This is a genomic window from Prosthecobacter sp. (genome assembly GCF_014879935.1).
Classification (GTDB): domain Bacteria; phylum Verrucomicrobiota; class Verrucomicrobiia; order Verrucomicrobiales; family Verrucomicrobiaceae; genus Prosthecobacter.
Genome location: NZ_JACSRD010000239.1, coordinates 1 through 14,623 on the forward strand (window position 1 = coordinate 1; position 14,623 = coordinate 14,623).

The following is a 14,623-nucleotide window of genomic DNA, read 5'->3' on the forward strand; positions in this document are numbered from 1 at the left end:
CCTGAGCACCACCCGGAATCCGCGCACAGCGTAGCGCCAGCGGCACCGCCTTCCGCGGTTCCAGCCTGAGCACCACCCGGAATCTGGCGCACGGCGTAGCAGGACGGCACGCCGTTGTGCCCCGCAAAGACGCAGTCGTAGCGGCGTTCGCCATAGAGCTCCCCACCGGGGTCCCGCACTCTGCGCGGGCGTCTTCAGCCAGCTCGATTTTCAAGCTCCCCAGCTTTTGCAACCAGCCTTGAAGCGCCCCGGAAAGGTGTCATGAGAAAGCCCGTCCATTCGCCAATCAGGCACCAATCCTGCTTTGGCGGACGTTACCCCCAGCCATGTCCGAATCCCCCCCGCAGAATCTCCGCCAGCACGGTTTCCAAATCCTCGAAGACGACCTCCGCTTTCTCATGGAAGCCTTCTCCGCTGTGCTAAAACAGCTCGGCGAGCCCGAACTCGCCGCCAGTCTGCCTTGGATCGGCACCGGGGTGCCCAAACAAACCACCCGCTCTCTCGGCCAGGCCTACTCCATCGCTTTCCAGCTTCTGAACATCGTCGAGGAACGTGCCGCCTCCCAGGTGCGCCGGTTGCGGGAGAAAAAACTCGGTCCTGAGGCCGAAAAGGGCCTGTGGGCTGACAATTTGAAGCAACTGCGCACGCTGGGCCTAAATCAAAACGACGTGCTGGCCGCGCTCCGTGAAGTTTGCGTCGAACCTGTGCTTACCGCGCACCCTACCGAGGCCAAACGCGAGACCGTGCGTGAACTGCATCGCGAGATCTACAGCCTCATGAACCGGCACGAGAACCCGGCTTACACGCCGCGCGAGCAGAGGCGCCTGCAACATCAGCTTCAAACGCAGCTCGAAAACCTCTGGCGCACCGGCGAGATCCAGGTCACCCGCCCCAGCATCGAGGCGGAGCTTCAAAACGCCCTTCATTACCTGCGCGAAGTGTTTCCCGAAGCCCTCGCACGCGCCCACACCCATCTGCGCGAGGCCTGGCAGACTGCCGGTTACGACCCGGCGGACATCGACACACTGCCTCCCCTGCTCCGCTTCGGCTCCTGGATCGGCGGCGACCGCGATGGACACCCTTTTGTCACCGCCGATGTCACTCGCCGGGCTTTGCAGGCCATGCGCCAGAACGCGCTGCGCATCCAGCGCCGCGCGCTCGAATCACTCGGCAAACACCTCCCGCTCAGCTCACTTTTCCAGACCACGCCGCCCAAGCTCACGGAACTCATCGAAACGCTGGCCACCCAACTGCAAAACGAGCCGCACATCGACACCGCCTACATCCTGGATCGCAACAAGGAGGAGCCTTGGCGTGCCGCCGTTTACCTGATGCGAGCCAAGGTGCTGCTCGCCATCGAAAAACCATCTTCGTCCGCCGCCTATGTCCATCCATCGGAGTTGAGGACCGACATCGATACCCTCGCTCAAACCTTGCTCGAAGTGGGCTCCAGAGCCGTCGTGGAGGAGCAGATCGTCCCATTCTGCCGCAATCTCACGGCCTTCGGCTTCCACTCGGCTGCGCTCGATGTGCGGCAGAACTCCGCGTTTCACGAAAAGGCCATCGATCAACTGCTGCGTGCCGCGGGATTGCTCGATTCCGGTTCCTTCATCGACTGGAGCGTCGAAAAGAAGCGCGAACTGCTCGACCGAGAACTCTCCTCGCCGCGCCCTTTCCTTTCGCCCGGAATCTCCGCCGGTCCGGAGGCGGACACGGTGCTCGCCTGCCATCGTGTTCTCGCGGAACATCGCAAACACTTCGGCAACGCCGGCCTGGGATCGCTCATTGTTTCGATGACACGCCGCGTGGAAGACCTGCTCATCGTTTACATCCTCGCTCGTGAGGCCGGTTTGATGGAATGGACGCCGGAAGGGCTCGTCTGTCCGCTGCCCGTCGTGCCGCTCTTCGAAACCATGGGCGATCTTGAGGCCGGCCCAGGCATCGTCGAGTCCTTCCTCGCGCATCCGGTCACCCAGCGCAGCCTCAAAGCGCAGAGCAACGGTGGCATTCCCGTGTTCCAGATGATGGTCGGGTATTCCGACTCGAACAAGGATTGCGGCATCGTCGCCAGCCAGTGCGCCCTGCATCGGGCACAGCGCGAACTCTCCGCCACCATTCACAAACATGGTGCGCGGCCGATCTTCTTCCATGGCCGTGGCGGCACCGTCGGCCGTGGCGCAGGTCCCACGCACTGGTTCATGGAGGCGCTTCCGCATGGCTCCCTCAGCGGCGGCATGCGCATGACCGAGCAGGGCGAGACCATCGCGCAGAAATACGCGCACATCGGCTCCGCCGTTTACAATGCCGAGCTGCTGATCGCCTCCGCAACAGCCGCCACCGCACGGCATCGCAGCACCGAATCACGCGCTCACCCGGCGCTGGAGCCGCTCTTCGACAAACTGGCCGCCGACAGCCGCGATGCCTACCGCGCCTTCCTCCACACGCCGGACTTCATGAAGTTCTACCGCCAGGCCACGCCGATCGATGCGTTGGAAAACTCGCGCATCGGCTCCCGCCCCGCACGCCGCACCGGCCAGGCCTCGCTGGACGACCTCCGCGCCATTCCATGGGTGTTTTCATGGACGCAGTCGCGCTTCTACCTGCCCGGCTGGTTCGGTGCCGGGAGCGCCTTGTCCAAGCTCAAAAATGACGATTCCCAAGCCTACGACACCCTCGCTGCCGCGCTCCCCGGCTCCGCCTTCCTGCGCTATGTGCTCACCAACATCGAAAGCTCGCTCGTCAGCGCCAACACCGGGCTCATGCGCGCCTACGCCAGCCTCGTCGAGGACACCGCGGTCCGTAACCGCTTCCTCAACACCATCCTCGCCGAATACGACGCGACGCGTCGCATCATTGATGAACTCTTCCAAGGCACCTTCGAATCACGCCGCCCTCGCCTTGCCTACACGCTGAACATCCGCGAAGAACCGCTCAAGGTGCTGCATCAGCAGCAGATCGCCCTGCTCCGCGAATGGCGTGCGCTCGTCAACTCCGGCAAGGCCGATGCCGCCGAAGGCATGATTTCCGACCTTCTCATCTCCATCAACGCCATCGCATCTGGCTTGAGGACGACGGGGTGAGATTCGGTCACAGGGTTCACACCCTGCCCCGATATTCACCAGGAGCCACGCCGACCCAGCGACGGAACACGCGGGAGAAGATTGCCGCATTGGCGTAGCCGACGCGCGCCGCCACGATCTCCAACTTGTCGTTCTCCTGCTCCAGCAGACGACGCGCCAGCTCCATGCGCAGACAGGTGAGGTGCTGCATCGGGCTGCGGCCGAGTTCGCGCATGCAGAGCCGCCGCAGATGCTCCGGGCTGCAATGACTGCGATGCGCCAGCTCGGCCAGCGTCCAGTCGCGCATCAGGTCCTGCTCCACATCGGACCAGAGCTTCGCCACACGCGGTTCCTTGCTCCGCCACGGCTGCGCGATGCGTCGGATCGTGCCGTGCAGCAACTCCAGCCAGTGATGCAGCATGCGCGGCTCCTTTTCGCCCTCCCATTCAGCCCGCAGGCCGGTGATGATGCGAACGATCTCCTCCGCATGCGCCCCTGGCATCACGGGCGAGGCCGCGCCGACCACGGGTGTGACAAAACTCGGCTCATCATAGCGCACCCACGCGAAGCACCATTTTTCACGCCCCTTCGCCTCAAACGCATTCAGCACCCGCGGTGGTGCGAGGCAAACCATGCCCGGCTTCACGCGCTGCCAGCGTCCATCGAGCAGAATGGACCCCTCGCCGCTCACGCAGGCGAGCACAAAACTCCCTCCCGGACTCATCCGCACCCGTCGATACGGCGGCAACGCCTCATCCATCCCGAGCCGTGCGATGCGATGGGTGCTCATCTCGGCGCATTCACGCGATTCGATGAGCCAGCGTCGTGTTTTCGGCCCGTCGAGGGTGGTTTCGTTCAGATCACTGGCAGGATTCACAGCAGCACTGTAGCAGCGCCCGCGCCCGGCTGTCACGCATAGGTGCATTTCAGGCATGACGCCGTGCATGTGCTCCTGCTAGCCTGAGTTTGCACGACCGTTCAGCCCCATGATGCGCCTCCTGCTTCTCCTCTTCGCTCTTTGCCCTTCGCTCTTCGCCGCGGAGCATCCGAACATCGTACTCATCCTCGCCGATGACCTCGGCTATGGGGATGTCGGTTGCTACGGGGCGACGAAGGTGAAGACGCCGAACATCGACAAACTCGCGAGCGAGGGGCGACGCTTCACGGATGCGCATTCGGCATCGGCGGTGTGCACGCCGTCGCGGTATGCGCTGCTCACGGGCGAGTATCCGTTTCGCAAAAATCTGTGGGGACCGGTCATGAATCCGAGCCCGCTCGTCGTCGATGCGTCAAAGCCGACGCTGCCAAGCATGCTGAAGCGTCAGGGCTACTCCACGGCTTGCTTTGGCAAGTGGCACCTCGGTTTCGGCGACAGACCGAAGCCGGATTGGAACGCCGATTTGAAGCCCGGGCCGCTCGAATGCGGCTTTGATCACTACTTCGGCATTCCCGTCGTGAACAGCCATCCGCCCTTCGTGTGGGTGGAGGATCATCGCGTCGTCGGGCTCGATCCGGCTGATCCGCTCAAGTATGGCGGCAAGGCGCAGACACGGATGTTCCCCGAAAAGATGTTCGCACCTGCCATGTCCAGCGCGAAGGCCGCGCATGCCCTCTACAACGAAGAAGAGCACGGCGCCACGCTCACGGAGAAAGCCGTGAACTGGATGCGCGGTCATGCGGACGGGCCGTTCTTCGTTTATTTCGCCACGCCGCACATTCATCATCCCTTCACGCCGGGCGCGAAGTTCAAAGGCAGCAGCGAGGCCGGCGCGTATGGCGACTTCATCCAGGAGTTCGACTGGATGGTCGGCGAAATGATGCGCACGCTCGATGAATTGAAGCTGCGCGAGAACACGCTCGTCATCCTCACCAGCGACAACGGGGGCATGCTCAATCAAGGCGGCCAGCAGGCGTGGAAAGCCGGTCACCGGCTCAATGGCGACCTGCTCGGCTTCAAGTTCGACGCGTGGGAAGGCGGCCACCGCGTGCCTTTCATCGCTCGCTGGCCCGGGATGATCGAGGCTGGCAGCGTTTCCGATCAACTCATCTGCCAAATCGACCTCCTCAGCACCTTCGCCACTCTCACCGGCTCTGACACGCGAGGCCCGGACAGCCTTGATGTGCTGCCCGCACTGCTCGGCCAGCCTGAAAAGCCCCTGCGCACCGAACTCGTGCTCGCCCCGCACAAAAAGACCCACCTCGCCCTCCGCGACGGCCCCTGGCTCTACATCGGCGCACGCGGCGGCGGCGGCTTCAACGCCAACAAACCCGGCGAGCACGGCCTCGGCGGCGGCGGAGCCCTCAAGTTCACCGGCGAGACCAACAGCGACTTCCTCAACGGCAAACTCAACCCCGACGCACCCGATCAGCAGCTCTACAACCTCGCCGATGATCCGCGTCAGACGACGAACGTGATCCGCGAGCATCCGGAGATCGCGAAACGCATGGCGCAGCGCCTTGCCGCGATCCAGCAGTGACCTATCCCAATGAGCTGCCTCCGTCCGGGCCTCTTCCGCTCATCCGGGGTGGGTACATGAAATGAGCCACGGAGTATCGCGCGGTTTAACACCAATGCCGCCATCACGCCAGCCTGCGGCCACGACAGCCCATCGTGTTTGAAAACGTGCAGGAAAGTCGCAGCGCGACGACCTTGGCCGTGCCCGGCCTTTTCAAGGCCGGGAGAATGGCAGACCGCTGGACTTCGCCTGCAAGGGTGTGTCGCAGAGCCACACGCGAGCTGAACACGTCACCAACCGAGAGCCGTGAACCGCTCACTTCTTCTCAAAGCGCTTCCGAAGCTCGTTGAAGTAACGCCTCACTTGTTCGCGACGCGCGGGAGGCAGGGCGGCCTCGTCGAGGGCGGCTTCCTCGGCTTGAATGGCGTCCAGGGCAGTCTGCGTGGCGCTGCGGGTGGCTTGTTCGGTGCGGGCACCGCCTTCGACACTGCGCACGGTGCTCTGACCTTCGCTGTTCTGCTGGGCCTGCACCAGACTTTGATTGCCCGTCTCGATCTTCTGCGTCGGACTGTTGTTCAGCTCCGCTTTGCCAGCTCCCGGAGGCAGGCCTGAACCCGGGATCACCACTACCGGCCCGCCCGGGGGCGTCTCCGCCTCGCCCGGGAGGAGCATCACCGGCCCCTTGCTATCCGCATTCGCCTTTCCTGGAACGGGGGCCATCAGCATCGGCTGGTTGTTGTTTGATTGCCCCTGCTGGCCGGGCTGGCCCTGCTGCCCCTGCCCCATGGTCATCATCTGCGGTTGCTGCTGCTGTCCCTGGCCGTTGCCTTGGGACGGCTGCTGCTGCATCTGATCCGGTTGCGGCTGTCCCATGCCGGGAGGAGCCAGCGACTGCTGCGCGCCCTGGGCCTGGCCCACCTGCGGTGCCTCGCCTTGTTGCCCGGCTGGCTGGCCGCTCTGTCCGGCCTGGCTCATGGGCTGCATCGCTCCATCGCGGCTGTCATTCTGGCCGGCGATGTTGCTGCCAGAGTTGCGCAACTGCTGCGCGAGCTGCTGCAGCTCGTCGCGGGCCTGCTCACGCATGGCGGCATCCCGCATCTTGTCGGCGAGTTTCTGAAACTCTTCGCCCGCACCCTTGGCGTCGCCCTTCTGCATTTGATCGCCTGCGGCGAGCACGTTCTGGCCGACGGTGCGCTGGCGGTCCTCCGCATCGGCCTGTTTCTGGATGTCCTTGAGCGTGTCGTTCATCCGTTCCTTGGCCTCCGCCGTGAGCTGGGGGGATTGGAGCTGGCTGGCGAGCGACTCGGCGGCCTTGGCGGCCGACTGGGCGTTCTTCGCCGCCACTGAGTCACCCAGATCGGCGGTGTCGGCATGTTTGCGCAGTTCGTCGATCAGTTTGTCCGAGGCCCAGGCCTGCTTCGCCTTGTCGAGATCGTCCGCCAGCTTTTCCGCATCGCGTGCCCGGCGTTCCAGCTCGGCCAGGACATCTCGCGCGTCTTTCCCGGCGGAGTTGGCCAGCTCGGTGGCGGTTTGGTCGAGCTTCTGCTTCAAGTTCTCGATTTGCTGGTGCTCGTCCTCGGTGAGCCCGGCCAGTTTCTTCTTCTCCCAGTCGGTCTGCGCCAGCTTTTTGGCCTCGTCGGCCGCCTTGGCGACCATCGTCTCGTCCATCGGCACCGCATTCGATGGCGGAGCGGTGATGACGGACAGGAAGCTGCCGAGAAGCGCCAGCAGCAAGGGCACCGACAGCCAGCGATCCGGACGCAGCGGCAGGTCCTTCGTCAAAGCGGGCAGCGCCTGCGGCAGAACAACCCGCTGCGCGGCGATGTGCGCCCGCGCGGCCTCGCCTCCCTCCCCACGATTTTCAAACCACCAGGCGGAGGCAAAGGCCTCGCGTCTTCCAGCCGCCTGATCCCACAGGGCGAGAGCGCTGAACTCACTCGGACGCTGCCACCAGGCATAGGCCAGCGATCCCACCATCCAGCCGATCAGACCGGCCCAGGCGGAAAACAATCCGCCACCACGCAGCGCGGCCAGCAGGATCAGCGCGATCACCAGCGCGGCCGGAATCCACGTCATGCGCAGCAGGTCGAGCCAGCGCCTCAGCACCACCCACCGACGAACCTTCTGTGCCGCGGAGGCGAAGTCGGGCTCATCAGGTGAAAGGGCGGCGTCCATGAGATTCAATACATCGCAAAACGGGGCGCAGGCCAAGTACTTTGGGCGGAGACTGCTGCAGCAGGCCGGATCAGCAGGAAAGACGGAAGCCTGCACGGAGTACCAGGCTACCCATCGTGCCGCACGACAGCAGCGAACCGAGAACCCCGAACAGAGAACCGACAAACCGGATGATCTGGCGGCAAACCTGCGTTCACTCCCGCCGCATGATCGAGATCACCAAACGCAAAAACTTCATCCCCGTCACCGATGAGCTGATCTCCTACCTCGACCAGTTCGGCCGCTGTCATGCGCTGCCCACCACCTATGCCGAACTGCGCAGCTTTAGCGACAGCTACCCCCACTTCGACAAGGACGGCAACGCCACCCACTGGAGCAGCGTCATGTATCCCCGCGAAATCCAGCAGGAGATCTACCCGAAGCTCACCAGCATCTACTCCCTCCTCCGCACCGGCGATCTCCATGCCGTCCCGCACCTCTACGTCGAGCGCGTGGACTACTGCGAGTTTGGCAACTCCCGCCCCTTCCGCATCCGCGTCGTCAATCAATACAACGACAACTACGACCACTTCTACGTCAAGACCGCCGACGCCTCCCGCGTCTATGGCCTTGAGCTCGAGCACCTCCTCTCACCCAACCGCATCAACTACCTCATGCACCGCGGCGGCACCCTCGTGGAGGAACACATCGCCGGCATTCCTGGCGACGTCTTCATGCGCGACTACCTCCACCGCCCAGACCTCAACCGCGTCCGCCTCGCCAAGGAGTTCGTCAAATTCTCCGAGCGCTGCTTCATCCGCCTCCTTGGCGACATGCGCAGCTACAACTACGTCGTGGACATGACCCCCGACTTCGAGGAGGTGCAGTATCGCGTCCGCGCCATCGACTTCGACCAGCAGAGTTACGAAGGCCGCAAAAACCTCTACCTCCCGCAGTTCTTCAAGGAGAACAACCTCGTCGTCCAGCTCTGCTCCGCCTGCCTGAACTTCCCCACCATGAAGCAGTATCAGGAGGAGGAGCGCAGCCTCATCTCACGCCGTTACCTCTCCGAACGCCAGCGCATCACCGCCCTGCTCCGCTGCATGAAGGGGAACCCCGTCGAGCCCTTCGAAAAAGTCATCCAGCTCCGCGCCGAGCTCGGCCAGTATCACAACACCCACCTCTTCGACTCCTGCAAATCCATGGGCGACATCGTCGAAAAGAACCTCGAGATCCTCCTCGGCCGCCACCTGGAGTAGTGTGGCGACAATAACGAAGGCACACCTTCACCACCAAATACAATCTCTATCTTCAACTTTGTGGGCAAAGACCAGCTCGGAGGCCTGCGCCCCGGCAGGCTGCTCACGGCCAGTCGGAATGACTCCTGCTGCAAGATCATCTTCCCAGCCCGCAGCACTGCCGAGCCCGGAGGGCGGACGGTGAATCCCGAGACGTGGAAGTTCAATCTCACGCCCCGCGCAGCTTCGACACGTCGTAGAGGCTGAGCATGGCGGCGAGGACTTCGTCGCGTTTGCCCTGCTTGAGCATGTCAAAGGTCACGTGTTTGCCGGGCAGGAGCTTGAAGTGGCCGGACCGGGTGCGACGCAAGGCGCTGAGGTGGCCTCCGCAGCCGAGCTTCTCGCCGATGTCATTGGCATAGGTGCGCACGTAGAAGCCTTTGCTGCAGACCACGCGGAAATCGACCTCCGGCGGGGCGAAGCGGGTGATCTCGTAATCATACACGCGCACGAAACGCGGCTCGCGCTCCACCTCCTGCCCTTTGCGGGCCAGCTTGTAGAGCGGGACGCCGTTGATCTTCACAGCGGAGACCATCGGCGGAGTTTGATAAAAATCACCGCGCAGGGAATCGAACGCGGCCTTGACCTGATCGAGCGTGAGATCGGCGGGCACCGGCCTTTCCAACACGGTCTCGCCCTCAGCATCCTGGGTGTTGGTGGTCTTGCCGAGCGTGAGCGTGCCCACGTATTCCTTGTCCTCCGACATGAGAAGCTCCGAGAGGCGGGTGCCATTCCCGAGCACGAGAATGAGCATGCCCGTGGCCATGGGATCGAGCGTGCCGCAGTGGCCGATCTTCTTCATGTTCAGGCAACGACGTGCCACCGCGACGACGTCATGGGAGGTCATGTCCTGGCCTTTGTCCACCAGCAGGACGCCGCTAATCAATTCGTCTGACTTCATCCTCGAGTACTATCAAAAATTTCTCCGCTGCTTCTTCAATCGGGCCGCGCAGGCGGGCTCCCGAGGCCATGCGATGCCCCCCGCCGCCGAACTGGCCGCAGATGACGGAGACATCGAGGCGCTCGTCCTTGGAACGGGCGCTCACACGCACCTTCCCGCCGGGCACATCTTCAAAAATGACACAACTGACGACGGAATCGATCTGCCGCAGCGTGTCGATCAGACCCTCCGTGTCTCCGGGGAGCATGCCGATCTCCTCCATGAATTTCTGCTTCAACTGCCAGCTCACAATGCGCCCGTCGGCACGGAACTGCATCTCGTTGAGCATGGCCCGCATCATTTCCAGCCGACGCAGCGGGTAGGATTGATACACCAGCCTGGCCAGCCGTGCCGTGTCGAGCCCGGCCTCGATCATCTCCGCCGCGATGCGGTGCGTGCGGGCGTTGGTGCAGGAGAACTGGAAAGACCCTGTGTCCGTGGAGATGGCCACAAAGAGGTTCTGCCGGACGGCGTCGCTGATGGGCAGACCGTGCTCGGAGAGGATGTTGTAAATGATCTGGCCGGTGGCCGGAGAGTCAGCGTCGATGAAATTGAGCTGGCCGTAGCCGGGATTGGTCGGGTGGTGGTCGATGTTTGCCAGCAGCGGCACCGCATCGAAGAGCGCCTTGCACTTCTCTCCCACACGCTCATGCGCGGCTGTGTCGAGCGCGATGGCCAGATCGACCTCCAACGGCCCGGCGCCCGGCTGGATGACCGTGTCCGTGCCCGGCAGAAAGGCGAGATTCTCCGGCACGCCATCTTCCAACAGGGCGACCACCTCTTTTCCCAGAGCCCGCAGGCTCAAAGCCAGGCCCAGGACCGACCCGACCGCATCGCCATCCGGTCGCACATGAGAAACGATGGCGATGCGCTGTGCCGCACGCATGGCGGCGACGATTTCGGCGGTGGTGGAGTTGGCAGGCATCAGGGGGCGGTCACAAAGCACTCCCGCCGCAAAGCTGCAAGGGTGAAGATGCGGCCGGAGACGGATCTTGGGGGGGCGTTTCAGGTTTCAGGTTTCAAGTTCCACGCTTCAGGTGGGCAGGGACGCGCTTCATGCTTGGGAGGAGGTGGTCCACGTTTCAACGTGCCTTGGCTCAATCCCTGCCTGCACGGGCAGCTTCCTTCACCTCGGTCACCCGAGGGCGTAGAGACCGTACCTTGTTCCAGAAGGACAACCACGGATCACACGGATCACACGGATCACACGGAAAGCCGGATAGCAGAGGGCCAGGAGCGGAGGGCGTGGAGACGGCATGTTGTTTACGCTTCAACGTGCCTCGCCCATTCCAGCCGACCACAGAGCGATAACCACCTCCATCTGGCCATTCGGTTTCTTCGGTTCTCCAGCCATCACCTTGCGCCACAAGTCGCCGCTCGACGAGGCCAGTGCCGGATGGGCGTTCAGCAATTGCAGGGCTCGAAGAGCGTAGCCTTTGTTGAGTTTGGATCGTGTGTAGCTCCCGGCTGGCACCTCTTTGATGAGGCCTTCTTCGCACAAACCCAGAAAGGTGGACTTGGGACAGCTCTTCTTCCGCCCTTCCTCGGTCGGCAGATGCTTCTCGACAGCCCTTGTCCAGGCCGCCACTGGATCAAGCCCCTGCTTCTGGCAAAGCCGGGCCGCATCGACTGCCGCATCGCCATAAGCACTCATACCTTCAAATCCTCCGCGATGGTGGCGAACTGTTGGAGAGCGGCTTGCAGGTCTTCCATGATGTCTTGGGCGATCACGCCGGGAGCGGGGAGGTTGGCGGATTCTTCGAGGGACTCGTCTTTGAGCCAGAAGATGTCGAGGTTGATCTTGTCGCGCTTGATCAGGTTCCTCGTAGTCGAAGGCTTTGAAGCGTTCGGTTTCCTGGCGCTCGTGGCGGGACGTAGAACGAACGTCCACGTTAGTTCCCCCAAAGTAACACGCCACGAAATCATCCAGATGCTCGCGCTTCAGGGGATTCTCCTTGAGCGTGAAGTGCATGTTGGTGCGCAGGTCGTAGATCCAGAGCTTCCTCGTCCACGGCTTTTCCTGGGCGGGTTTGCGGTCGAAGAAGAGGACGTTGGCCTTCACGCCTTGGGCGTAGAAGATGCCCGTCGGCAGGCGCAGCAGGGTGTGGACATCGGCCTGCTTGAGGAGTTCGCGGCGGATGGTTTCGCCGGCTCCGCCTTCAAAGAGCACGTTGTCCGGCAGCACCACGGCGGCGCGACCGTGCATCTTGAGGATGGTGAAGATGTGCTGGAGGAAGTTGAGCTGCTTGTTGCTCGTGCTGGCCCAGAAGTCGTCGCGATTGATCACGAGGCTTTCCTTGGAGGACTCGCCTGCATCGTTCACGATGGTGACGCTGCTCTTTTTGCCAAAGGGCGGATTGGCCAGGACGATCTCGTATTCACCGTGTTTCCCGGCCAAGGCGTCCTTGGTGATCACGGGCAGGTCAAAAGTGGAAGCGGCATCCTGCCGCTTATGGTTCCCTTCCCCGGAGACGCCTCCCTTTTCATCGGAAGCGTTGTTCGCAGTCGTTGCATCAAGCGGCGAGACGCCGCTTCCACCATCCCCGATGCCATGCAGCAGCAGGTTCATGGCGCAGAGGCGGGTGACGCTGTCCACCAGCTCGATGCCGTGGAAGGTGCCGCTCTTGAGCTGCTTCTTCTGGTCGCGGTCGAGCTGGTGATGCTTAGCGATGTGGTCATGCGCGGCCAGCAGGAAGCCGCCGGTGCCGCAGGAGGGATCGCAAATGGTTTCGCCGGGTTGCGGGGCCACCACTTCGACCATGGCGGCAATGAGGGAGCGCGGGGACTGCCGTGCCGCGATCAGCGGCATTCAGTGAGCGAAGCCATTCCGCAGAGCCTGACGAAGGAAGGCAAAAGTATTGGCCCGCACCGCCTTTTACGTCCTCGGCGTTCTTTTGCAGCAGGCCTTCATAGGCATCGCCCTTCACATCGGCGGAGAGGCTGGACCACTGCTCCTTGTCGATCAGGTCCACGATCAACCGCCGCAGTTTGGCCGGGTCCTGGATCTTGTTCTGCGCCTTGCGGAGCCGGAGCGCAGCGGAGACAGGCAGTGCTAATGCACTGGGCGTACGCCCGTAGGCGAAGCCGGAGCCAACATGATGCCCAGCATCCCGGAGCACTTGCCCAGTTCCTCCAGCGTGTGGCGGTAATGCACCTCCAGTTCATCGCCATCCTTGGCGAGCAAGGAAGGCCAGTCCTTGCCCTTCGGGATTGCGCTCGGCGTGCCGCGCAGCCGCGACTGCTCGTCCGCCATCTTCAGGAAGAGGAGGAAGGTCAATTGCTCGACGTAATCGCCATACGACAGGCCGTCATCGCGCAGGATGCTGCAGTAGTTCCAGAGCTTGGAGACAAGGGCGGTGGGGTTGGTCATGGGACGATGATGCCGGTCTTCGGGTCGAGCACCTCGACATGCAACCACGCAGTTCCACGTAGCGGCAGGAAAGCCGCGCCATCCGTGGTCAGCAGTTTCAATCCGGCCACTTGGGCCGTGGCAGCGATCCAGACATCGTTATGATCGTGCTGAATGGCCAGGCCTTGGCTGCGGGAGAATGAATACAGCTCTGCCCAGCGCTGATGAATCTGCGGGTTGCCAATCGGCAACACCACAAAGTCCGAGAGCACCTTCCTCAGCAGTTCCTTTCGCTTTTCGCCCCACCCTTGGGCAAAGGCCCAGAGTTCCGCCACACTCACCTCACAAATGGCCGGGCGAAACGCTGACGATTGCAACTGAAACTGACTCTCCACCGCCAGCGACACGGGGCTCTGCTGACGCGTGGCATGCAAGACCACATTCGTATCCAGGAGGTAGCCTTGGAAGGAACTCATGATCAACTGAAGGCTTCGATGGCGGCGGCAAATTCCTCGTCACTCTCCTCCGCTGGAATCACACCCAGGATGCGATGATACGCAGACCGCTCGCCGGGGCGAACCCGCAGCAGGGACTCATAGTCCGGTGTTTCCAGCGACTTCGGCAGTTCGCGGAAGAACTCATCCTGGGTCGAAGCCGCAGCCACAGCGTCCGCCTCCACCCGCAGCAGAGTGCCTGAAGGCCGGAAGACCCCCATTCCTTCCACCACCACATCAGCATTGAAGCAGTGCTTGAACTGCTCCAGATCGCCCTCACCTGTCCACAGTGCCGTCACAATCTCACCGGGACGCAGGTGCAGCTTCATCACTCCCTGGCTGGCTCCCATCAGGTCCAGCTTGCCCGTCACACGCACCCGACGCGAAGCAGGCGTCTTGCGGGACAGTTGATGGGCCGACTCCACCACTGACGCATTGATTTGTGCCACGGTTCGCTGTCCCTCGCCCATCAGCGCCACTCGTTGCAGGCCCTTTTTGAAAAGCACGCCATAGCGGCCCACACGGGAGAGCAGAGGCTTGTCGAAGTGATCGCTGTTGGAACGGCCCGCGCCGATGTCGATCACGGCATCACCGAGCAGATCAAAGGCCGAGGACTCAGGTCGCGGACCGTCATCCCATAGTTGCCCTTGGGCAAAAAGTTCAGGTGCTACCTCGCCAAACACCGGCAGTTCGAAGTACACATCCGTAAAGTCGCCCGACGTGGACGAGCACCCGGCGAAGCGCACCTCCGATGCCGCCTGCAAAGCTCGCGACAGTCTCCCCCCGGCCCGGCTAGAGTGCAGAAAGCCCATGCGCACCGCATCGCGCAGCGTGTCAGGAATCTGCACGAGCAACGCTCCCAGCGAAAGCACC

General features: G+C 62.7%; 10 protein-coding genes and 1 pseudogene. 3 read left to right on the plus strand and 8 right to left on the minus strand.

Going from position 1 to position 14,623, the window contains the following annotated elements:
- Positions 1 to 326: 326 nt before the first annotated feature.
- Positions 327 to 3,080: a phosphoenolpyruvate carboxylase gene (locus IAE77_RS27295; protein ID WP_294233803.1), complete on the plus strand. Its 2,754-nt coding sequence runs from the start codon at positions 327 to 329 to the stop codon at positions 3,078 to 3,080.
- A gap of 16 nt (positions 3,081 to 3,096) precedes the next feature.
- Here the strand turns inward: IAE77_RS27295 and IAE77_RS27300 are convergent, their stop codons facing one another.
- Positions 3,097 to 3,993, minus strand: a complete 897-nt coding sequence (locus IAE77_RS27300) for an AraC family transcriptional regulator (RefSeq protein ID WP_294233805.1) — start codon at positions 3,991 to 3,993, stop codon at positions 3,097 to 3,099.
- A 52-nt stretch (positions 3,994 to 4,045) separates the two neighbouring features.
- Here IAE77_RS27300 and IAE77_RS27305 point away from each other — a divergent pair, with 52 nt between their 5' ends.
- On the plus strand, positions 4,046 to 5,536 hold the full coding sequence (locus IAE77_RS27305; RefSeq protein WP_294233812.1) for an arylsulfatase: 1,491 nt from the start codon (positions 4,046 to 4,048) through the stop codon (positions 5,534 to 5,536).
- A 294-nt stretch (positions 5,537 to 5,830) separates the two neighbouring features.
- Here the strand turns inward: IAE77_RS27305 and IAE77_RS27310 are convergent, their stop codons facing one another.
- A complete protein-coding gene (locus tag IAE77_RS27310; protein WP_294233817.1) occupies positions 5,831 to 7,690 on the minus strand; it encodes a hypothetical protein in 1,860 nt (619 codons plus the stop codon).
- A 206-nt stretch (positions 7,691 to 7,896) separates the two neighbouring features.
- Between IAE77_RS27310 and IAE77_RS27315 the strand changes: the two genes are divergently transcribed.
- On the plus strand, positions 7,897 to 8,928 hold the full coding sequence (locus tag IAE77_RS27315; protein ID WP_294233820.1) for a hypothetical protein: 1,032 nt from the start codon (positions 7,897 to 7,899) through the stop codon (positions 8,926 to 8,928).
- 208 nt (positions 8,929 to 9,136) lie between these two features.
- Here the strand turns inward: IAE77_RS27315 and truB are convergent, their stop codons facing one another.
- The 6 genes and pseudogenes from truB to IAE77_RS27345 form a co-directional block, all read right to left on the minus strand.
- Positions 9,137 to 9,868 (minus strand): tRNA pseudouridine(55) synthase TruB, encoded by a 732-nt coding sequence (gene truB, locus IAE77_RS27320; RefSeq protein ID WP_294233823.1) that lies wholly within the window; start codon positions 9,866 to 9,868, stop codon positions 9,137 to 9,139.
- Positions 9,846 to 10,832, minus strand: coding sequence for a bifunctional oligoribonuclease/PAP phosphatase NrnA (locus IAE77_RS27325; protein WP_294233826.1), 987 nt, complete (start codon positions 10,830 to 10,832; stop codon positions 9,846 to 9,848). Before IAE77_RS27325 ends, truB begins: the two co-directional genes overlap by 23 nt.
- A 345-nt stretch (positions 10,833 to 11,177) precedes the next feature.
- Entirely contained in the window at positions 11,178 to 11,561 is a 384-nt protein-coding gene (locus tag IAE77_RS30990; protein ID WP_345781026.1) for a hypothetical protein, read from the minus strand.
- Positions 11,558 to 13,277, minus strand: a pseudogene (locus tag IAE77_RS30995) (class I SAM-dependent DNA methyltransferase). Before IAE77_RS30995 ends, IAE77_RS30990 begins: the two are co-directional and overlap by 4 nt.
- Positions 13,274 to 13,732: a type II toxin-antitoxin system VapC family toxin gene (locus IAE77_RS27340; RefSeq protein ID WP_294233835.1), complete on the minus strand. Its 459-nt coding sequence runs from the start codon at positions 13,730 to 13,732 to the stop codon at positions 13,274 to 13,276. Before IAE77_RS27340 ends, IAE77_RS30995 begins: the two are co-directional and overlap by 4 nt.
- Positions 13,733 to 13,734: 2 nt before the next feature.
- The coding region (locus IAE77_RS27345; protein WP_294233838.1) for a hypothetical protein at positions 13,735 to 14,623 on the minus strand (889 nt) is incomplete at its 5' end.

What these genes read in the sequence shown, in the direction of transcription:
- IAE77_RS27295 (WP_294233803.1), top strand. Translation starts at nt 327, where the DNA reads ATGTCCGAATCCCCCCCGCAGAATCTCCGCCAGCACGGTTTCCAAATC.
- IAE77_RS27300 (WP_294233805.1), bottom strand. Translation starts at nt 3,993, where the DNA reads ATGCCTGAAATGCACCTATGCGTGACAGCCGGGCGCGGGCGCTGCTAC.
- IAE77_RS27305 (WP_294233812.1), top strand. Translation starts at nt 4,046, where the DNA reads ATGATGCGCCTCCTGCTTCTCCTCTTCGCTCTTTGCCCTTCGCTCTTC.
- IAE77_RS27310 (WP_294233817.1), bottom strand. Translation starts at nt 7,690, where the DNA reads ATGGACGCCGCCCTTTCACCTGATGAGCCCGACTTCGCCTCCGCGGCA.
- IAE77_RS27315 (WP_294233820.1), top strand. Translation starts at nt 7,897, where the DNA reads ATGATCGAGATCACCAAACGCAAAAACTTCATCCCCGTCACCGATGAG.
- truB (WP_294233823.1), bottom strand. Translation starts at nt 9,868, where the DNA reads ATGAAGTCAGACGAATTGATTAGCGGCGTCCTGCTGGTGGACAAAGGC.
- IAE77_RS27325 (WP_294233826.1), bottom strand. Translation starts at nt 10,832, where the DNA reads ATGCCTGCCAACTCCACCACCGCCGAAATCGTCGCCGCCATGCGTGCG.
- IAE77_RS30990 (WP_345781026.1), bottom strand. Translation starts at nt 11,561, where the DNA reads ATGAGTGCTTATGGCGATGCGGCAGTCGATGCGGCCCGGCTTTGCCAG.
- IAE77_RS27340 (WP_294233835.1), bottom strand. Translation starts at nt 13,732, where the DNA reads ATGAGTTCCTTCCAAGGCTACCTCCTGGATACGAATGTGGTCTTGCAT.